The sequence below is a fragment of the Enterococcus sp. E4-223 genome (assembly GCF_035727065.1).
GTDB classification, from domain to species: Bacteria; Bacillota; Bacilli; order Lactobacillales; family Enterococcaceae; genus Enterococcus_B; species Enterococcus_B faecium.
Genome location: NZ_JAPMLH010000001.1, coordinates 114,161 through 135,653, shown reverse-complemented (window position 1 = coordinate 135,653; position 21,493 = coordinate 114,161). Strand labels below are relative to the sequence as shown.

Below are 21,493 nucleotides of genomic sequence, written 5' to 3'. Positions count from 1 at the left end.
ATGACTGTTTGATAATAAAAGAAAAAGGAGCATTTGCGTAATCCGCTGCTCCTTTTTCCAATTCTTGCAAAAAGACTAAATCTGACTGTGCTTGCGTCTAGCAAAGTACAGTCCAGCAATCAGTAGAAGGACTACTCCTGCACCGATATACACATAGATTCCCTTACCGCCTGTTGAAGGAAGTGTACCTTTGTGTTTATTTGGTATTTTTTCAGGAGAAATCAACTGTCCTGCTGTTACATAAGATTGTTCATCGATAGTAAATGCTACACGGTTTGTTAATGGAACATATTTTTCTGGCGCTTTCGTTTCTTCCAGATAGTACGTGCCATATTTTAGACCTGTCACATCGATTAAACCGTTACTTGTGGTTGTAAAAACCGTTGCTGATTCTTTCGCCGATACCCAGCTGACGGCTTTTGTGGATGGGTCGATCGATAAATATTTCGCTGTGTCACTATCTTGATCACGAACGACGAATTCTGCTCCAGCAAGTGTTTGATCTGATGTAACGTCACCATCTACTTTAACAAATCGTTTGCCCCCAGTAACGACATCGACTGACGGTGGTGTTTGATCATTTGTATGCCCGTTATCGACATTTGCTTGGTTAGAAAATCCTTTGGTTGGATCTGCTTTTTCGTTCAAATGCATATAGTAAACGAATTTCAATGTACCGCCAGGAGTTAATGAAGGAATATAATTCGGATCAACTGAAACCGTGAATCCGTTTGTTTGCTCAGTGACAGAATAATTTACTGGGTCGATTTCTTTATTTCCATCATATAAGGCATAAACATACGTTCCTGAAGAATCATTATCAAATGTCAAAGCAGCGTCATGAGTATCGATAAGTTTGAATGTTGTGTACTTGTTTTGCGTTCCTTCTTTATCAGCGATACCTAATGGGATATTGACAGAAATCTCATATTGAATTTTTTCACCGATTGCGACATCTTTTCCATTCAATTGAGGTGTTGTTTTATCAACTTTAGACGTATCATTTTTGATGGTCTTTTCTACTGGTGTTTGGCTATTTGCCAGGATCTCAAAAGGCGTGATTGTTTGCTTTTCAATCATTTCCGCATTATCAGGAGCTTTTACTTCTTCTAAATTATATTTTCCAACTTCTAAATGATTAACGATCAACTGGCCTTTTTCAATAGATGCCTCGGCAAAGTCATTGTTGCCGATGTCATAAGAATGACCAGTAATGAAATGTTTGGCTTTGGTTTGATCAGTTGTCCAAGTGTACAATCCATCTGTGACACTTTGGATGTATTTTTTGACGCTTGGTGTTCCTTCTTCTTTAGAAATAATAAATTCTGCTCCATTTAGTGCTTCGTTTTCGGCAGTACCGATTTTTGTAACTTTCAACGTTCCATCATTACCGACTGTATTTTTAGGGTAGAGATGGATAGTATCTAGTTCTTCTGTCCCGTATTTATAAGAGCCATCTGCTTGTTTGATCATCTCATATACAGGGAAAGCTAAAACCATGTTTGCGGCAGCTGACACTCCGTCTTTTGGTTCTTCTTTGATCGTGTAGACTGCATCTTTCCCATTTTGTTTTTTAGGTAAAGATAAAGTGACATTTCCATCAGCATCTGTCGTTCCTGAAGCAACTGGTGTACCAGGAGTCAAAGACTGGACTGCTTGTTTTGCTGCATCCACGGACGCTCCTTTATCTCGTTGCGCATAAAATTCTTGAGTGACGTTATAAACTGAAAATGAAATATCGGCTAATCCTTGGTATTGATCGAATTCGCTCATTTCTTTCCCGCTGTTTTGGATTAAAGGATCGGGTAAATCAGTCATTTTCTTTTTATGAAGGATGACTTGAGCTGCTGTCTCCTCTGCAAACACTTTTTTTGCGCCGAAGCTGTTTGTGAGTAATGGTAAAATAAGGAAAAGGACTCCTAACATAACGTTTATTTTTTTATGATTTTTCATTTTTTCACTCCTGTTCTTTTTTTGATAAACAACCAGATTGCAAAGCTTGCGAATACCATACCAACAACGCCTAAAAGTGTATTTTTCGTTTCGTTTGTTTTTGGAAGAAATGGACGGCTATTTTCTTTTTTATTGACTACTTTCAATATACTGTCCGCCTCTTTATCCTCAGAAAGAAAAGTTGAAATGGTAAACGGAATTTCTGTTTCACTTAAAATATAACCAGAAGGTGCTTCGATCTCTTTTAATCGATAACTTCCTGTTTTCAACCCGGAAATTGAAAAAGCGCCATTTTTATCGGAAATCAGGTGAAGCGCATCTGATTCGTTCTTTGTCCACTTGTATCCGTTGGCTGTTTGCTGGAGGTAATTTCCTGCTTTGTTTTTAATAAGGAATACTGCGCCAGCTAATCGTTTATCTGGTTTATTTGTCTCGATTTTGACAAATTGCTTACTCCCTGTATATACAGAAACTTTCTTTGTACTGATACCAAAACCAAAATCCAGTGTTCCGTTGTTGTTGATTTCCTTGTTCGCCTGTGCTGTACTGCTTAGCTGCATCTGATAAGAAATGGTCAGTTTTTTTCCAGCATATTTTTCCAACGAAGGGATCGAAAATAAAACATCAAATCCGTGAGGTTTCTTGTGTATGACAAAGCCTTCTGTCAGCTTTTCTCCATTCGATGAAATCGTTAAACTATTAGGTAAAAACGTTAATGCTTCATCCGCACTATCTGACAATTCGAACTTTTGATAGTCAAGGATATTTACAGGAATTGTCGTATGCAAGGAATAAGTGATTTTTTCACCAATCGTAAAATCATTTCTAGGCTCTTCTAATACCTTCTCAAAAGGTGGATCAGGGTAGTCGTTTTCTTCATTTTTAGGATACAAATGGATAGTTGAAAGTTTTTGATTGTTTTGTCCATGTACAGGAAGAACAACTACCATATTCTCTGCCTTTTCTTTGACGACTTCTGGTACTTTGGATTCAATGAAAAGATACGCTTTATCTCTTTTTTCTTGATCTTTAGCGGCCAGAGAAAAAGAAGCGATACCATCTTCGTTGTTAAGAGTTGTAGTTGTTGCTTCTGCGGTAAACATACCGGAAGACGCACCGTTTTTTGCGATCTCTGCTTGTGCTTCTTCTACCGTTTTGCCCTTTTCCCGTAGATGGTAAAAAGAATCTGTGACATCATAAACTTGGAATGTGACACCATTTAATCCTCGATACGTTTGTAATAAAGCTTTTTCTTGTCCGTCATTTGGATGATTTTTCGGCAGTTGCCCGTTTGGGAAAAGCAATTTGTGTAAAGTAATCTGAACCATTTCTGTTTCTGTTTCTGTTGCTGCCTGAGTAAAAGCTGGTTTAAATAGTAACAAGAAGAGACACACACTAAGCCAACCAAGTTTTTTCATATTTAGCTGCCCCCTCTTTCTTTTTTCAAAAAAAGATACCAAATAGAAAACGCACAACCAATCATCCCTACTAGATAGATTCCTAAACGGCCAATTCCTCCCGTTTCAGGTAATGGTACTTTTGCCTGATTCGTGATGTCTAAAGAAATGTGGTTGTTTTTGGCTCCTGGTGACAGAACAGATTCATGATCTTGTCCATCCACTTGAATTGACCCATCTTCGTGTATAACTATAGTAACTGGCTCTTTTAGACCTTGGTATCCTTCTGGTGTAAAAGTTTCGGTCAGCGTATAAGTTCCAGGTTTTAAATTTTCGAATAGAAAGGTATCTGTTTCTTGTCCATCTTTTGGCAATTCTAAGTCCATTTCTGGTCCTTGCAGTCTGAATTTGGCTCCTTTTAATGTCTGTCCGTTGTCTTCTTTTTTGTGTACCGTTAGATCAAACGATTTTAGTCGATTTTGATGAGTGAGCGTCCATACATTATTTGTCATCTCGGTATTTTTTCCCGTGTAAATGATTTTTCCATATTTATCGATTTGGAATTCATAATTTCCCGGCGAAGTATCATATCCGGCAGGACCAGCTGTTTCAACGACTCGGTATTCTCCAGGTGTGAGTGAATCAAAAATGGCAAGGCCTTTTTCATTCGTTGTTTGGCTGTCCATTGGCTGATAAGCACCGTTTGCTTCTTTTTTCTGTAGGGAAAATGCTGCTCCTTTAAGATTTATCTCTTTGTCCGTCCCTTGCATCGTATACTTACGTACTGCTATAGGAATTTCAACAAAAGGATTTTCAATGGTCAACTGGATCGTATCATCGGAAGTAGTGACTGTTTTTCCATCAATGGTTACCGTACCATCAGAAGCAATCTTGATTTCCCAAGTAGTCTTTTTGCTTAATTCATGACCTTCTGGAGCTTTTGTTTCTGTCAGCGTATAGGTCATTTCTTTTTGCAATTTGACATTTTCTGGAAGAGAATAGGTTCCGTCGCCATGATCTGTTAGTAAAGTATCAATAGAATCTCCTGTTAATTTGAAGACAGCACCGATGAGATTCTTTTCACCTGTAGAGGAATTTTTCGTTATTTTCAAGTTTAACGGTGTGAATTGTTTAGTATTTTTCCATGTCATTGCATCTATTTGTTGAGAATCGTATCCTGGTACAGGTAATTCTTTGATTGTTTGGTAACTGAATGCTTGACCTTGATTATTGTATTGAGGTAGTGATAATATCTCTTGATAACTTTCTCCGCTATTTGCAGATAATTTGTCAATGTCTGCACGTTCCCACGTATTTGTTGTATCTTTAGCTGGTTTAATGATTCGAATATATCCGTTTTTCCAAGCTGCAGCATTTGTCGTATGTTCCCGTTGAATCTCAAAAGTAACTTGATCTGGACGATCAGCTAGATTGTTGTCAAATTCTTCCCATAACTTTTTGATGTGAAGACTGACTCCGGGAGCTTTAGCAGATGGTATACCGAATTCAGCTAATTCATTGGTATCAATGTTTGGCTGGAAAGTTGTCCTGCCGTTCATTTGATACCAGAAATTTGGATGGAAGTCCTCATTTTCTGTTTGGATTCTCACTTGGTAATGGATTTGGATTTCTTGGTCTTTTCCTAAATAGATCTGATTGCTCTTGATGGTATTTCCTTCTATGGAAATAGATGGAGTGACCGTTGTAGGACTTGTCCCCACACTCTTGACTGAAAGTGTACCAGGCTGATAAATGAATGGTTCTGCGATTGGATCATTTATTTGTCCATTGCTTACAGTTGCTGAGATCTGTACAGCTTTTTTGGCTAGGTATTCAGAGATATCTGTTGCATGATCAGCTGATTCATAGTAAAGATCGCCTTTTTCATCTGATGAAACCATTTGTCGCATACGAGACTCTACTTCTGCTTTTGAGAGACCAGCTGCCGGATCGCTTTGAAGTTGGATGCCAAGACCATGTATTTCGATTCCTCGTTCTTTGAGTGCCATCGCTTCTCCGATGGTTGCGATAAACGTACTGTCGATTCTTCTGGATAGATTGTTTTGGTCAGGTGCATAATAGCTATTTGAGATTCGAGAAGTATTTCCCGGCTGATCTTGCGTATTAGAAAACTGAGTTCCGTAATAATTGCTGCTTGATTGTGCGTGTACCCGCTGTACTTTATAGGAAAATGTTGGTACACCATCCGTCAGCAAAACGATCACTTTTTTATGTCCATTTGGAACGGATAGCATGTTTCCTGCATCTCTTAGTGCTTTTTGTGTAAAAGTACCACCATTTGTCCGTGAAGGTGTAATGGATTTTACTTGATTTTTCACTGAATCAAATGAACCCATCTGTACTGCACCGTTACTGTAGCTATATCCTTCGCTTGAGTAGCCGACATATCCCATATTGATTTTGTCTGTGATACCGCTATCTGCTAAAGTATCGACAAAACGATCGACACCAATCTTTACTTCACCGATCCGATTATTGTCGTTCATACTTCCTGACCAGTCTACGACCAATACGAGATCAAGAGGCGTGATATCTTTTTGTACATTTCCACGAGCATTCAAATAAACATCAAACAATCCGGGTGTACTTGTTTCCTTTGCATACTTTCGTATCGCATAGTCTGCTTGATTACCCGTTCCTCCATATTCGATATACGAATGGGTCCGATCATTAGGATCTCCATTCCAAGAATTTATACCATCCCATTGATTTGTTCCGTTTTTATTGCCTTGATGATCAAGAACATTTGTATTTCCTGTAGGTTGCCAACTGGCTTTAGGATAAGTGCCCTGATCATCTGTTGTATATTCTGTAGGAATCGTTTGATTAGATGGCACACTCACAGCTGGCAAGGATAATGTAGGCAATGTAAATGGGCTGACAGAATTTTCGTTTTCTTTTGATGATTCTTCTTCTATTTCGTCTACCTTTGGTACTGACACATCTGTATCTTTCTTATTTTCTGTCTCATCAATAATGTCATATTCTTTATTATCGAGGATCAGCTTGTTTGCCTGGCTGTGGTAAAGTGCTGGATCGATTGGAAAACTCAGATCGATAGTTTGTTTAGTGTTTGATGAGATTTCCAACGTAATTTTCCCGCTATTTACCTGATAAGCATAGCCATCTCCTTCTTTTCTTTCCACATCACTTAAGTAATTTTCGACTAGATCAATTTCTTTTTCTATCTTTTCAGCACTGGTGTTATTCGCATTTAGCTTGATGTTCAGTGCTTTTTTTCCAGACTGATCTGAAATGACTTCAGCTGAAATTGTTTCTAAAACTGTTGGATCATCTGTAGTGTCTGCTATTGCAGATAATGGCACAAAGTTTGATAAACTCAATATTATCAGCATGAAAATAACTTTCAGTTTCTTCCCTGTGGTCGTCATTTTTCCCCTCCTTTTTCTTTTTTTCTGTTTTGACGTGAATAGTGAAAATTATTAAAATAAACAGGCGTTACATAATTTTATTTATTTTAATATGATAATTATTATACGAAGGGCGCTAAAGGGAATCACACCAATTTTCATACCAATTGGTTTCATTTATGAAGTTGATTCCTTCGATTAATGAGCGTTTCATTGAAAGAAAAGGGTTGAGGGAGAAAAACATATGATCAGGTTGTTGGAAGGAAACTATAGAAAGATGGAAAAAATCATTCGAATTCTGTCCATTTCTGACAAGTGGATGACTAAAAAAGAACTTGCCAAACGAATTGGTAGTTCAGAATCTACATTTGTAAGGTATATCGAAGAGATCAAAATCCGCTGGGGAACGGATGTAACGATTCAATCTTCACAAAAATTGGGGTATCGTCTTGAACGTTTGAATGTACCAGCTTATTTAAATGTTCTGATGGAAATGTCGCAAAGTTCTACAAACAGTCGTTTATTAAATGAGATTATTGTCAATCCGGGTAAAACAATCGAGTATTATTGTGAAAAAATTTCCATCAGCCGGTCTTCTTTTACACGTAAGTTGAAACAATGCAATCAAATTTTAGAAAGCTATTTATTAAAAGTGATCGTTGACCAAGGTTTTCAGTTAACTAGCCTTAAAAGTGAGCTCCAGTTGCGTATCTTTGTCACCTTTTTCTTTTTAAGTTACTACGGAAGACGCACGTTGCCATTTCCAATCGAAAAAAAGAAGATCAAAGAAATTATGGTCAAGAATAATTGTCAGTTGAATTTGTTTCAGGAAGAAAGCCCATATGAGCAATCTTTCTTTATTATGTATTTTGTTGTGCATCTCATGAGAGAATCCCAAGGAACTCCATTTGAATGGAAAGCTGGAGACTCTTATGTACAGTTGATAAATATCGATAAAAAAGACTTCTTAATCTTGAAAAATCTCTTAGGAAAATTGAAGTACAGCAGCTATATAAAAGTAGTGAACTATTTTGTCAATACGATTTTTTCAGAATTTTCGGAGAAAGAAAAAAATGAAATCAGTGAGCAGATACGAAAAAATATGTCCTACTGTTCGTTTTCATCCTCTGATTGCAAAGAAAAAAACGAAGAATATGTTGTTCAATTATTAACGCAAATTTATTTTTTCTCCCGTATTTTCCCATACAATACGACTCATTTGACAATCCGTGCAACTTACTTTGCACAGCAGATGCAACACCGCCAGATACGTCTATATGCTGGATTTCGTGCAGAACTTCAATTTTATTCCACTCTACTGAATCAGAATCTGATTTATTATTTATCTAGCTATATCTTTTGGATGCTTATCGGTAATCCTGAAATTCACCATTATACTTCTGATAAAAAAATACTGATCATCAGTGACTTAAGTCTTCGACATAGTCAATATATTGAAGAATATATCAGTGATATTCTTGCTGTGCATAAAATTCACTCTGAGACAACTGCTATTACTGAAGATCAGCTGTCGAAATACAATCTTCTCGAGTATGATCTGATTGTTACGAATCAACCCATTTTGAATGCCCATGTTCCTCATATATTGATTGATGATAGTCTGTCATTCGCAAATGAAGAAGAACTCATCCGCTTATTCGAGTTATGAATAATCAAAAAACAGCTATGTATAAACCACCCTGATAAAAATTTCAGGACAAATACACATAGCTGTTTCTTTTTATTGTATTCCTTCAGCAATCCAACGAGATTTATAGCGAAAGTCTTTTAACAACTCTTCTTTTGTCCAATTATTTGCAATGAGATCCGTCAATGTGTTCATTACGAGGGACATGGAAAAATATAGGAAACTAACTGCTTCTTCCGACAATTGAATGGAGAAATGATTGATTCTTAATAATTCCAGCCATTTTTTGTTCATTGGAGAATCAGCCGATAGTTCTCTACGTTTGGTTGTCTGCTGATCATTTCGCTGGGTTAACAAGTATAACCTTTGCCAATAGATACTTTCGTGATCTAAGTCGCAGCACCACTCTAAATATTTTTCGATCCCCAAAAAGAAATGTTGTTTGTTTTCGCTAATGAATTTTAAGATATCTTGATGGACTATGTGAGAACTGCTTTTGATCGTATACAAATAAGCATCTTCCAAATCTTGAAAATATTTATAAAAAGCACCGCGCGACATCCCCATCTTGTCAACAATCTCTGAGACTTTGACTTGGCTGATGTGCTGTGAGCAAAATATCTCCAGTAATAGGTCATCGATTCTCTGTTTCTTTGCTTTCGATAAATTGAAAAAAGTTTCTTTTGGCATCCACATCTCTCCTTTATCTCTGATTATACGTGGATAGCCCTTCATTGTCATGAAGGATTCATTCCTTCTTTTTCTCTTCTTCTGTCAAGTACCCATCTTCCATTCGATAAACGCGATCACTCCATTGAATCATACGGACATCATGAGTAACCATAATAGTCGCTTTTTGTTTCTCATGAGCTTCTTTAACTAGTAATTTGACGACTTCATATGCATGATCGGTATCCAAACTAGCTGTTGGTTCGTCTGCTAAGATCAAGCTTGGCTCATTATATAAAGCGCGAGCAATTGCCACTCTCTGTCTTTCTCCACCAGAAAGGTCTTTAGGATAACTATTTTTAAGTGACTGGATATCTAAAGATTGCAGCAAGGAATCGATTTTTGTTGAATCTTCTTTTTTTGAAGTAACTTGGTCAACTAGTTCAAATTGTTCCTTTACCGTTAAAAAAGGAATCAAATTAGAGCTTTGGAGAATAAATCCTATTTCTTTAAAGCGTAAATCTGCTCGTTTTTTTTCTGGAAGCTCAGTTAGTGAGTGACCGTTGATCACTATTTCTCCGGAAGTCGGTGTTTGCAATCCTCCTGAAATGGTAAGGAAAGTACTTTTACCTGAACCAGAAGGACCAATGATGCTGACGAATTCTCCTTCCTTTACATAAAAATCAATTGCTTTCAAAGCTGAGACCTTTGTATGACCAGAACCAAATGTTTTGGTAACTTTTTTCATCGTTAATATTTTTTTCATTTTTATTAACCTCCTATTGCTGTAATTGGGTCTACTTTGGTTATCGTACGTATCGAAAACAATCCGCCTAGCATTGCGACAATGATCAAAATCCCACTATATAGCAACCATTGTGACCAAAAAACAGCAAAAGGCATCGCGCTTGGTAAAATCAGACTAGTCAAATAAGCAAACAAAAGAGCAAGCAGAACGCCTACCACCCCAACAATAAAGGACTGTGCTACTAAAGATTTAGCGATGAAGAAATTTTTGATCCCTTGTGCTTTCATTACTCCAAAAATAGCAGTCTTCTGAAGTGTCATCACGTACATGAAAATACCGACCACGGCAGCAACCACTAAGAACAAAAAGTATATCATCGCATTTAAGGTCATATTTTGGGCAGAATAGCCAGGAATACTTTCAATGAATGTCCCAATAGTTAATAACTGTAGACCCTTCGATGCTTTTTCTTTCGAAATTTTAGCTGAATCCTTTATTACGATCCCATTGATCGGCTGTTCTTCTTCAGAAGCAAACGGCTGTTGTCCATACTTCAAAGCAGTCCACGTATCTAGGGACGCATAGATGACGGGAGAAACTGTGTAATAAGTTTCAGGAAAGATACCGACAATCGTCAAAGGATCGTCGTAACTGCCAATTTTGATCGTATCTCCAATTTTATAGCCTGAATCAGCTAGATTTTGAGAGATGATGATTTCATTCTTTGTTTTAAATTCATGCCCTTTCGTGAGTTTTGGTAATAAAAATGCTTCTTTCGTTGTGCCGAAAACTGTAACATTTTCTTTGTTTTTTCCTTTGATTGCTCCGCTGTACAATCCGATTGGTGCTTTCTCTCCTCCTTCAATGTATTTCAGATCTCCTCTTGTTAATTGTGAAGCTGCAAATACTTGATTTGCATCCTCCGACAAAACAATCTCTTGTGCGTCCCAATCATCGATTGCTTTTTTAAACTCTTCTGAAAGTCCATTCGCTAGTCCTGACAACATGAATACGACATACGCAATCAAGAACATAATACCGACGATCAAGCCATATCGTAATTTAGAATAGCGAATTTCTTTGATAGCTAGAAACATTTGTTTTTCCTCCCTATGATAGATTGATAGTGACAAAATGTCACTTGTTGAATAGTGTAACTCCAAAGTGACAATTTGTCACTTGTGTTGTTTTTTTCTTATCAATAAATTGTCTAAGACATCTTTCGATAAAACCTTAACATGAGTCATAAAAAATTTATTTAAGCCTTATTTATGCTTTCCATGATAAACTAAAGTGACCAAATCAATGAGGTGGGAAAATGATTAAACTATTAGTAGTAGAAGACGATAAAGTATTATCCAATAATATAAAAGAAATACTCGCTGCAATCGGCGAGATAACACAAGTTTATGATGGTAGTGAAGGACTGTTCGAGTTGGAAAGTGGAGTTTATGATCTTGCAATCTTGGATTTGATGATGCCGGAAATGAATGGATATGAAGTGTTAGCAAAAATACGGAAAGAAAAAATACAGACTCCAGTATTGATTTTGACTGCAAAAGATAGTTTGGAAGATAAGATTGAAGGATTTGAACGAGGTGCAGATGATTATCTAACAAAACCTTTCTATCGAGAAGAACTGATCATGCGCGTGAAAGCATTATTGAAACGCTCGCTAGGTCTCTTTGATGAAAATGTTCTGAAGTATAAGGATATCAGTTGTGATTTAAAAAGCAATGAAGTCTTGTATAAAGAACAAGTTTTGCCCATACAAGGAAAAGAGTTTGAATTGCTCGTTTATTTTTTACAAAATAAGGGAATCATTTTGACAAAAGAGCAGATATTTGACCGGATCTGGGGATTTGATTCTGATACGACGATTACAGTTATTGAAGTTTATATGAGCAACTTACGAAAACATCTGCGAAGTACTGGATTGGATAAAGAAATCAAAACCTTACGTAATGTCGGTTATATACTGCAAAGGGTGTGATACAATGAATGGAGATATTACACGAAAGCAACGTAGTCGCTTTTTTGCGACAAATGTAGCAGCATTTGCTTTTATCTTTTTTCTTTTGGGATTCATTACTTTACAGATATTAAACCAATCTGCATACAGAGAAACAGATCTGTCATTAGAGAAAATAAATTTTGATTCTCGAACAGTACAATTAGAGATACAAAGATATCAGCAAGGCGATCCCTTTTTAAACCCGACTCAAACGGAACAAAACAGAACAAACATGGAACAGCCATTAATGGAACCATCAAATGACCGTTTTAACACTCAAGTGATCTTGTGGTCTAAAAATGGTGAGATATTGAATAAAGCAGCTATTGGTGGGCGTTTCAACCAAATCAAAGAATTAAAAATGGATACGAAAAATCTGAATACCATCCAAAATATTGAATTAAATGAAGACAGTGGCTCATCTGCCCTCTCTTTCCGTTCGATTACGAAAAAAGCGGAGACGAATCAAGATGGCGTTGCCTACATCCAAATTTTAGAAAATACAAATCAAATCAAGAATTCATTAGCGACTTTTCGCACGATTATGATTTTGTGTATGATTGTTTTTTGGATTCTCTCTATTGGTATCAGTTATTACTTGTCTAGTCTAAGCATGCGCCCTATTATTCTTTCTTGGAGAAGACAAAAAGAATTTGTTGAGAATGCTTCTCATGAATTGCGCACACCGTTAACGATTATTCAAAATAGTTTGGAACATCTTTTTACCAAGCCTAATCATACTATTATTGAAGAATCCGAAAGCATCGCTCAAGCATTGTCAGAGACGAGGCGCCTCACTGGATTGACTTCGGATTTGCTGACAATCGCTCGGAATGATTCTGATCAGCAGCTGCTTTCAAAGCAAATGATCAATACACAAGAATATATCGAACAACTTGTTAAACCATTTCAAGAGATGGCCACCATAGATGGAAAAGAGTTTATTCTCCATAACGATGCAACATTAGAAGTGCCAATTGACGAAAAAAAAATCCATCAAGTTTTGGTTATTTTGCTGGATAATGCATTAAAATATACGAATCCAGAAGATAAGATCATTTTGGATTCATCTGTTAACCATAAAGAATGGCTGATTCACGTAAAGAATACTGGCCCTTCTATCAGTGAAGAAGATCAAGCAAGGATTTTTGATCGATTTTATCGGGAAGATCAATCTCGGGCGAAAGAGACTGGCGGATACGGGCTTGGCTTGGCAATTGCAAAACAGGTAATCGAACAGCATCATGGACAAATTTCTGTATCCAATTATCTTCCACAAGGAGTCGATTTTAAAGTCCAATTGCCGTTGAAGCCTAAAAAATAATGCTTATCCCTAAAAAAGAGCTGTGACAAAAATCTTGTCACAGCCCTTTTTTGTTGCGAATAAACGGTGTTCCAGAAGTAGCTTCTTCGGAAATAAGCCGAAATTTCTTTAAGCTGACCACTTCTGTCACAACCTCTTTAGCTTACGTTTACGATTTTTTATTGCGGTCTTCAATGTGTACATCACCGCTTGTGTCAATATCCAATTCTTCTCGGCTAACATCTTCTGTCACTTTTTCAACATCTTCATGTTCTTCTTTATGAATCCCAACTTCTTCGCGAACAACTGTATGTTTGCTTACATCTACTTGCTCTTCTTTGATTGGGATAGTAATCGTGTCATCTTCCAAGTTTTCGTCTGTTCCCTGTGAAGATTGATCTGTTACTGGTTTGCGTTCGATGACGATTTCTTCACGTTTGACCGGTACTTCTACCGTTTCAGTATCGTTGACCACATGTTTGTGGATGTCGACTTCTCCAGTTGTCACATCATGTGTATTTACATCTAATTTTTCTTCTTTTAGTTGAATTGTATCATCATCTAGATTTGGTTTGCGATCGATGTCTTCAGTCTTGCTTGTACCCATTGTATCAGTCTCGCCAGGTACGTCCATCGGATCAGTTCCTGGTGTCATATTAAATGGATCCGTTGTATTTTGAAAGCCTGTCGTGACACCTACGTCCATTGGATCTGTTCCAGTGCCAGTTTCTAATCCAGTCCCCATTGTGCTTGCTGGGCTAACAGTATCTTGTGTATCCATTGTATCTTCTGTTGTTTCTGGCTGACGATAGCCTTTTACTGTGATGACAAATTTTCCATCAGAAATATCTCCTCTATATTGATATAAAGGATCATTTTCTGGTGTAGCCGTCTCAGAATCATAGGTATCAAAAGAAAAAGTATCTTTTATTTTTTCCCATAAAGAACGGTCTTCTTCACCATCCATCCGATTTTCATCTGTTTCAACATCTATACCAGACAATCCGTCAAATCCTAGTCTAGATGCTGCTTCATCAGTAGTATAAATAACGATATCATCTCGTTCATACCCTTCGTTACGCAACCGTTCAATTACTGATAATGCTTCTTCCCTCGTACTATAGCTTCCGATGACCGTTAAATTTTTCTCTTCCATGTAAATTCCTCCTAGCAAATAGATTTATGATTGGTATATTGTTACTTATAAATTTATTCTATAGGAGACGATTGTTTTCTACAAATATTTAGATTGGAATTTGATTAAAACAATTTAATTGAAATTTGAAAACATTTATGTTAATGAAAGTCATATTCTAATAAAATGTCATTTGTTTCTATATGAATTTTTATGAAAAATTTCATATAATTTCCACTCGTTGTGATGGTTTAATTTATCCAATCCATCAATAAGCAAATAACTTATATAAAAAAGGATTAATTCTCAATATAATTGCTCCTACCATAGAATAAATCTTTATGTAAAGTAATGAAGTACCAACTGTTTCTAATACTTCTTTAAGAATTATCCCAACAATATCGTTAGACAAACCATTATTGAATAAATGGAGAGCCAATCGATTCTGAAAAAATGTTTTCTAATTTTTCGGAAATAAAAGAAAGAGCCTCCTGCCATTAGAACGAACCAAATCCATTTCATTGCTCATGAAGTAACCACATAGCTAAAAAGAGGATAAATCAATTAAAAGATCAAAAGAATGACTGCACTAATAAAATAACTAAAAATGTATCTTCTTACTTCATATCTTTTAGCTAGTACTTTTAAAAGACAGTTAAAAATTTGCTTCCTAAGATCAAGACAAACTGTCTATCTTCATTTGATGAAATGCGGTAAAATATAGAAAATGAACACTATTGGAGGGAATTTGTAATGGACAGCAAAACTAGAAAACAACTGCAAGAAAAGTTAAAGCAACGTACACACTTGCTCCCTTCCGTCTTTCAACAGTTTTTAGAAGAAAATCGTTCTTCCCTTTCATTAGGCAGTCGCTATGAATACGCAAAAGATTTTCATCTGTTTACTGATTATTTGAGAAAAGTATTTTCTGAAGAAGTGGATGATCAGCTGATTATCCATTTAGAAAAACAAGATTATCAGAATTTCTTAGCTAAAATCTATCGACATACTCGTTCGTTCCAAACTACAGCGAACCAAGAAACGGAGCAATTGTTTGAAAATAGCTATTACGGGATTTCAAGGAAGCAATATTCATTAAATCATTTTTTACGATTTTTGTATCAAAAAGGACTGATTGAAGAAGAGATTTCTCTTTTGGGTACAAGTTTACCGGAAACAACCAAAGCAGCTCCGCGATATATCGATGCAGAACTTTTCAAAGATTTTGAGCATTTGTTTATCCCGATTGAAGGCTTTCGAACAAGCAGAGAAGCTAGCTTTGAAGAAAAGAATCGACCGAGGAACCTTGCAATTACTGCCATTCTTCTGTATTGCGGATTAAAGATCCATGAAGTAGTAGAACTTAAACGTAAAGATGTATCTTTGACCAAGCAGATTCTTAATCTGAATAGAAAAGAAAACAGACTGAATAAAGTACCAATACCAAAAGAAGCGATGCCGTTTCTGGAGAACTATTTTAAGTTAACAGCACAAAATACGGACGAAAATTCTTTTGTTTTTCGTTCCTCACATGATCAGCAAATTTCTCCTCGGACTATTCGCCAAATTTTGAGCAAAATTACAGTATATAAAAACGTATCGCCAGAACTATGCAGAAAAACATATCGTTATTATGCAGAACTATATTTAGATGATGCTGACGCGGTAAATTATTTATGTGGTAATCGATACCTCTCATCCCATTCTTTTCAAGATATCTGGGAAAAGATGGTTGATTTTTCTTATCACGAATTAGCGGCATTCGTTCAGGTTTCTTCCATATAAAACAAATGTATGATCTTTTTTTCACAATAAACTATGTTATTATATAAAGGATTATGTTACGATTATCTTGAATTTGTATATTACTTAACAAAAGATAATGGAGTGTGAATGATGGAGACCATAACGTATTCCCCTTTGAACTTATTTACGAATTTTCAAGAAGCTGCAGCTAACTTTTCCGAGACCCCGATTATCTTTGATGAGCCACTTTCAGCTTTCCCAGAATTAGGACTTGAAACAACTTACAAAAAATGCTGCGAAAGTGTGTTGAAACGGGCTTATCAATTGGCTCATCTTGGAGTGAAATCCGGAGACAAAGTTATTATTTATAAGAGTTCCGCTTTTGACACATACCTTCTAGCTGTTTCTGTGTCTTACCTTGGTGCAGTGCCTGTCATGACTTCTTATCATCTACCAACAACAACAATGGAAGTATTTATCGATCGTTTAGAAGACCCTTTCATTTTATTTGATGATGAGACAAAAAAGCGAGTGAGAGAAATTTCAAATGGAACAAAATCAAAACAGATTCCTATTCTTTATTTAATGGAACAACCTGCTTTGTCTGTTTCTCAATCATTTTTAGACAAAAATGAAATTTCTTATATGACTCATACTTCTGGTACAACTGGTATCCCTAAACTTATTTGTCATTCTGCTCATTCTATGGGATGGCGGACGAAATGGCAAAAAACAGTTTTCACAAAAATTTCGGAAAAGAAATTAATCGCTTTTCACATCTCTCCAGTGCATTCCAGATTCAATATTGGTATCTCTTCTTTGATGTCCATGGGATTTCCTATGATGCCTTTAGCAAACGCACAAAGTTCAAAAGTTGTTCATATGTTGGAAGCTCACCGGCCAATTGCACTAGAGACCCATCCGAATAACTTTGTTCAGTGGCGTTTTACTGCTAAGGAGCATCCAGAAGCTTTTTCGGGTATCCGATACTATCACTCCACTTTTGATGCTATAAACAACCAGACAATGAAGACATTTTTGCGAACGTCGATGGCACAGGATGCGGTATTTCTTCAAGTATATGGCCAAAGTGAATGCGGACCAATGATTCTTAAGGCTCATACACTAGAGAGTTTGAAAACAAGTGATGCAAGAGATATGGGCGTTGGACTGGAAGACATGACAAGCGCTCGGATTACAGATTCAGTTGGGAATGTCCTACCTGAAAACACAGATGGTCATATACAATTACTGTCTAAAGGACGAGCTTTGACTTATTACAAGGAAGATGCACGGTTCCAGGAAAATGTTTATGGCGATTGGTGGGATAGCGGAGATTACGGTTTTATGGATAAGCATGGCCACCTATTTTTGAAAGATCGGCAAGTGGATTTGATCGAAACGATCAATAGTACATTAGCTATTGAAGACTTTTTATTAGATTCGTTAGATTTTTTGGCAGAAGTAGTGATTGTAAGGGATAAAAATCATTCTCCACAACCGATTATTGCTTTAGCTCCTGATAAAGAAATGGATTGGAATCGATGGTGGGAGCAAGTCCATGAACTTCCTCGCTTGAACGTCCCTATCATCCGTAATTTTGATGCAATCCCGCGAACAGCTACAATGAAAGTGCAACGGCTTCAAATCGAGAAAGAATTAAAATCACAAAAGTCCTAACTATTTAAGGAAAGAAAGATCCATTTTGGTCTTTCTTTTCTTTTTGTTTTTTTAAATTGGATGAGATAAAAATATGCCAATTGGCTGTTTTTATTTTTTGAAAATTTCGTTATACTCTTATTCATGGAGGAAAATGTTATGAAAAGAATCTTGACAATTGGCGGTTCTGATCCATTTGCTGGTGGAGGAATCCAAACAGATTTAAAAACTTTTGAGAATTTTGGTCTATTCGGACTAAGCGCCTTGACTTCTATAGGGGCACTAGATATTAATGAGCGATTTATGCTGGAATCTATATCTTTGGAATTGCTTAAACGACAGTTAGTTTCGATTGATAAAATGACTTCATTAGATGGTATCAAAATTGGGTTATTGAACTCAAGTGAAGCAATCATGGTTGTTCGAGACTTCATAAAAACAAAACAAAATATCCCAATCATTTTAGACCCTGTTTTGGCATTCAAAGAAACTGAAGCTGTGATCAATCAATTGTATATTTCGCAGCTCATCGAAGAACTTTTTCCACTTGTTACGATGATTACGCCTAATTTGGCAGAAGCTGCTTTACTTTCTGGTCAATCTCTTCCCTCTTCGTTAACAGAAATGATCCATCTCGCTAAAGAACTCACTGCTTCAGGAACAAAAAACATTGTGATCAAAGGCGGCACAAGGATGGCTGGAGATGAAGCTGTGGATCTTCTCTATTCAATTGATCATTATGAGATATTTTCTCATAAAAAAATCGACACTACAACAGTAAACGGGGCCGGTTGTGCCTTTTCTTCTGCAATAACAGCGAATCTTGTGTTAGGGGCAGATTTTACCAAAGCAGTAGCAGAAAGTAAAAAATTTGTTGCCCATTGTATTTCTAATGGCGTGCTGATGAACGATCATACCGGAAGCGTCTGGTCTGGCGGTATTGAAAAAGGAGGAATGAGAAATGAAAACTAAGCAATTAACGATCTATGCTATGCTGATTGCGTTGACAGTTGCCCTTTCATTAACAATTTTGATCCCTGTACCGGCTACGAATGGATTTGTGACATTATGCGAGGCCGGGATCTATACCGCTGCTTTTCTTTATGGTCCAACGGGTGGATTAGTTGTTGGTGCTTCCAGTGGTCTATTGATCGATTTGATTTCAGGATATCCGCAGTGGGCAGTTTTTTCATTAGTGATCCACGGGTTACAAGGATATGTTGCTGGTTCTTTCAGCAAATCTTCTACTCGTATGTGGGGATTAGGGCTTTTATTAGGAAGCTTAGTTATGATCATCGGCTATGGTATCGCCGGTTGGATTTTGTATGATTGGCCGGCTGGAGTGGCTTCTATACCAGGAAACATCTTCCAAAATCTGATTGGAATGGGACTTGCCTTTCCTATAACTGCAAGTCTTCAACGTATTCAAGCACGGAAGCAATATTAATTGAAAAAGAAGGTTTTAGAAAATGAAGTTGTCAGAAAAAGAATTAAAAGACCAATTGACTGAAATAGTTAATGACATATTGGCTGAGGCACACTTGAAAAAAGGTGATCTTTTTGTTTTAGGATGCAGCACAAGCGAAGTCGTTGGAGGACATATTGGAAAAAATTCCAGTGCGGAAGTTGGTCAATGGATCATCCGTACGTTAAAAGAGTTGTTGGATCCTAAAGAAATTGCGCTAGCTGTCCAAGGTTGTGAACATTTGAACCGAGCATTAGTAGTAGAACGAACAGTGGCAGAAGCAAAAAATTTCGAAATTGTCTCTGTTGTTCCTGCACTACATGCTGGAGGTGCTTGTTCTGTTGCTGCTTTTGACCAGTTCAATGATCCTGTCGAAGTGGAACACGTAGTTGGACAAGCCGGTATCGATATCGGTGACACATCAATCGGTATGCATATCAAACATGTCCAAGTACCTGTCAGACCTTGTTTGAAAACCCTTGGACAAGCTCACGTGACAGCTCTTCGCTCTCGTCCTAAATATATCGGTGGTCCTAGAGCGAATTATTGAAGTGAGTAATTGACAGAGCAATCTGAAAAACTTCCTCGCAAAGTCCAACTAATGAACTTTAACGAGGAAGTTTTACTTGTTTGTTTTATATAACCGAGCTTCATAAGGTGCTAGTATACCTTTAGCTTCAAATTCTCCGCTAGAGGTATTTGACAAGAGTAATGTCCAGGACTGATCTGCTTCTTTTGGAAGTTCATAGTCAGCAAGTGATTCTGTTAAGTTTACCATAATAAGATATTGTTCATCTTCTAAATATCTTTCATAGACATAAAGTTGTGGATGTTCATGAAGATATTCTTTATAAGAACCGTATATCAGACCTTTATTGGTTTGTCTAATGCGGATCATGTTCTTATAGAATTGCAGGACCGACTCTGGTTCATATTCTTGTTGTTCTACATTGATCGTTTTGGTATTTGGATTAGTGATCAGCCAAGGTTCATGTGTAGAAAAACCAGCATATTGTTCCGAAGTCCATTGCATGGGTGTCCTGCTGTTGTCTCTCGTTGTTTCACGAATGATATCCAATGCTTCTTCTCTTGTCTTACCTTCCGCAAGCAGCCTTTTATAAAGTCTTTTCGAATCTACTGCATCAACTTGATCGATCGATTCAAAGGGCATATTCGTCATTCCGATTTCCTGTCCTTGATAAATAAATGGCGTACCTTGCAAAAAGAAATACATCATAGCGATTGCTTTTGCAGACATAGCCCAAAACTCGGGACGAGTATCTCCAAACACTGAAACGGCACGAGGAACATCATGGTTTTCCATATATAAAGCGTTCCATCCGATACCATCCAATGAAGTTTGCCAAGCGCTTAATGCATGTTTCAATTTAAGGACATCTAATTGCCCTTCTTTTTCTTGCTGCCAGATATGGATATGATCAAATTCGAATATCATATCGAAATAACCGTCTTTCCCTACCCATTGTGGTCCTTCTTCTGCAGTGACACCACTTGCTTCTCCGACAGTCATGATATCGTACTCTTCAAAAACATGTTTCAAATCGGTCAAATGTTCTTCGATTCCTGAGACATTTTGAAAGGGTGAGAAAGGGTTCTCTGTGGCTTTTACTGAATATTCATCTTTTTTTACATGAGAAATCGCATCTAAACGAAATCCATCTATCCCTTTATCCAACCACCATCGGATCATATTGAATAGTTCTTCTTTCAATTTCTCGCTTTCCCAATTTAAGTCTGGTTGTTCTTTTGCAAAAACATGCAGATAATACTGTCCAGTTTCATGAGAATACTCCCAAGCAGAACCGCCGAAAATCGATGTCCAATTATTCGGTTCTTTGCCATCCACCCCGTCGACCCAAATGTAATAATCGCGATACGGGCTTTCTTTAGATTTTTTCGATTCTTCAAACCATTGATGCTGATCCGAACTATGGTTGATGACAAGATCCATAATCACTTTGATCCCTAATTCATGTGCTTCTTTTAGCAATAAATCAAAATCTTCCATCGTTCCGAATCTCTCTTCTATATCTTGATAGTCACTTACGTCATAACCATTATCGACAAATGGAGATTGATAGATCGGATTGATCCAGATAAAGCCGATACCAAGATCTTTCAAATAATTAAGTTTTTCACGGATCCCATTGATGTCTCCTTGACCATCGCCGTTGCTATCTTTGAAACTAGCAGGATAGATTTGATAGCCTACTGCTTCTTTCCACCATTTTTGTTCTTGTATCATATCGTTTCACTCCTTTAACGGTCCCTCTTGATTATAACCGATTCTATTTTAGAAGTATCCTTGTTACCGGTAACTAGAAACGAAAAGCTCAACGAATC

The 21,493-nt window shown here is 37.0% G+C and carries 16 protein-coding genes; 8 read left to right on the top strand and 8 right to left on the bottom strand.

What is annotated here, in order from left to right; all coding sequences use genetic code 11:
- Positions 1 to 75 precede the first annotated feature (75 nt).
- The 3 genes from OS139_RS00720 to OS139_RS00710 are packed head-to-tail and all read right to left on the bottom strand — an operon-like array spanning position 76 to position 6,763.
- The gene (locus OS139_RS00720; protein ID WP_002306734.1) at positions 76 to 1,953 is read right to left on the bottom strand and encodes a SpaH/EbpB family LPXTG-anchored major pilin; all 1,878 of its coding nucleotides are present in this window, start codon (positions 1,951 to 1,953) and stop codon (positions 76 to 78) included.
- Complete coding sequence (locus OS139_RS00715) at positions 1,950 to 3,371, bottom strand: SpaH/EbpB family LPXTG-anchored major pilin (protein WP_002331774.1); 1,422 nt, start codon at positions 3,369 to 3,371, stop codon at positions 1,950 to 1,952. The genes OS139_RS00720 and OS139_RS00715 overlap by 4 nt, the downstream gene beginning before the upstream one ends.
- 2 nt (positions 3,372 to 3,373) lie before the next feature.
- The gene (locus OS139_RS00710) at positions 3,374 to 6,763 is read right to left on the bottom strand and encodes a vWA domain-containing protein (protein ID WP_016627972.1); all 3,390 of its coding nucleotides are present in this window, start codon (positions 6,761 to 6,763) and stop codon (positions 3,374 to 3,376) included.
- A gap of 256 nt (positions 6,764 to 7,019) precedes the next feature.
- Here OS139_RS00710 and OS139_RS00705 point away from each other — a divergent pair, with 256 nt between their 5' ends.
- The gene (locus OS139_RS00705) at positions 7,020 to 8,411 is read left to right on the top strand and encodes a helix-turn-helix domain-containing protein (RefSeq protein ID WP_025476751.1); all 1,392 of its coding nucleotides are present in this window, start codon (positions 7,020 to 7,022) and stop codon (positions 8,409 to 8,411) included.
- Between the two features lie 72 nt (positions 8,412 to 8,483).
- Here the strand turns inward: OS139_RS00705 and OS139_RS00700 are convergent, their stop codons facing one another.
- From OS139_RS00700 to OS139_RS00690, 3 genes are read right to left on the bottom strand one after another with little or no spacing between them, the layout of a single operon-like run.
- Positions 8,484 to 9,131, bottom strand: a complete 648-nt coding sequence (locus tag OS139_RS00700) for a TetR/AcrR family transcriptional regulator (protein ID WP_002306728.1) — start codon at positions 9,129 to 9,131, stop codon at positions 8,484 to 8,486.
- A 7-nt stretch (positions 9,132 to 9,138) separates the two neighbouring features.
- A complete protein-coding gene (locus OS139_RS00695) occupies positions 9,139 to 9,825 on the bottom strand; it encodes an ABC transporter ATP-binding protein (protein WP_002286060.1) in 687 nt (228 codons plus the stop codon).
- A gap of 5 nt (positions 9,826 to 9,830) precedes the next feature.
- Positions 9,831 to 10,904, bottom strand: a complete 1,074-nt coding sequence (locus OS139_RS00690; protein WP_002286061.1) for an ABC transporter permease — start codon at positions 10,902 to 10,904, stop codon at positions 9,831 to 9,833.
- A 221-nt stretch (positions 10,905 to 11,125) separates the two neighbouring features.
- On the opposite strand from OS139_RS00690, the gene OS139_RS00685 reads away from it, so the two are divergent.
- Entirely contained in the window at positions 11,126 to 11,800 is a 675-nt protein-coding gene (locus OS139_RS00685) for a response regulator transcription factor (protein WP_002286063.1), read from the top strand.
- Positions 11,801 to 11,804: 4 nt separating this feature from the next.
- Entirely contained in the window at positions 11,805 to 13,145 is a 1,341-nt protein-coding gene (locus OS139_RS00680) for a sensor histidine kinase (RefSeq protein WP_002297809.1), read from the top strand.
- A 148-nt stretch (positions 13,146 to 13,293) separates the two neighbouring features.
- Here the strand turns inward: OS139_RS00680 and OS139_RS00675 are convergent, their stop codons facing one another.
- Positions 13,294 to 14,280: a DUF2382 domain-containing protein gene (locus OS139_RS00675; RefSeq protein ID WP_002331772.1), complete on the bottom strand. Its 987-nt coding sequence runs from the start codon at positions 14,278 to 14,280 to the stop codon at positions 13,294 to 13,296.
- Positions 14,281 to 15,012: 732 nt separating this feature from the next.
- Here OS139_RS00675 and OS139_RS00670 point away from each other — a divergent pair.
- The 5 genes from OS139_RS00670 to OS139_RS00650 all read left to right on the top strand — a co-directional run bounded on the left by OS139_RS00670 (position 15,013) and on the right by OS139_RS00650 (position 19,679).
- A complete protein-coding gene (locus OS139_RS00670) occupies positions 15,013 to 16,044 on the top strand; it encodes a tyrosine-type recombinase/integrase (protein WP_002306726.1) in 1,032 nt (343 codons plus the stop codon).
- 108 nt (positions 16,045 to 16,152) lie between these two features.
- Complete coding sequence (locus OS139_RS00665; protein ID WP_002331771.1) at positions 16,153 to 17,685, top strand: AMP-binding protein; 1,533 nt, start codon at positions 16,153 to 16,155, stop codon at positions 17,683 to 17,685.
- A gap of 138 nt (positions 17,686 to 17,823) precedes the next feature.
- Complete coding sequence (locus OS139_RS00660; protein WP_002331770.1) at positions 17,824 to 18,636, top strand: hydroxymethylpyrimidine/phosphomethylpyrimidine kinase; 813 nt, start codon at positions 17,824 to 17,826, stop codon at positions 18,634 to 18,636.
- Positions 18,626 to 19,111 carry an ECF transporter S component gene (locus OS139_RS00655; protein WP_002286069.1) on the top strand — a complete coding sequence of 162 codons (486 nt, stop codon included), beginning with the start codon at positions 18,626 to 18,628 and terminating at the stop codon, positions 19,109 to 19,111. The genes OS139_RS00660 and OS139_RS00655 overlap by 11 nt, the downstream gene beginning before the upstream one ends.
- Before the next feature lie 22 nt (positions 19,112 to 19,133).
- A complete protein-coding gene (locus OS139_RS00650) occupies positions 19,134 to 19,679 on the top strand; it encodes a TIGR01440 family protein (RefSeq protein WP_325066765.1) in 546 nt (181 codons plus the stop codon).
- 72 nt (positions 19,680 to 19,751) lie between these two features.
- Here the strand turns inward: OS139_RS00650 and OS139_RS00645 are convergent, their stop codons facing one another.
- Positions 19,752 to 21,395, bottom strand: coding sequence for a glycoside hydrolase family 13 protein (locus OS139_RS00645; RefSeq protein WP_002331768.1), 1,644 nt, complete (start codon positions 21,393 to 21,395; stop codon positions 19,752 to 19,754).
- Positions 21,396 to 21,493 lie beyond the last annotated feature (98 nt).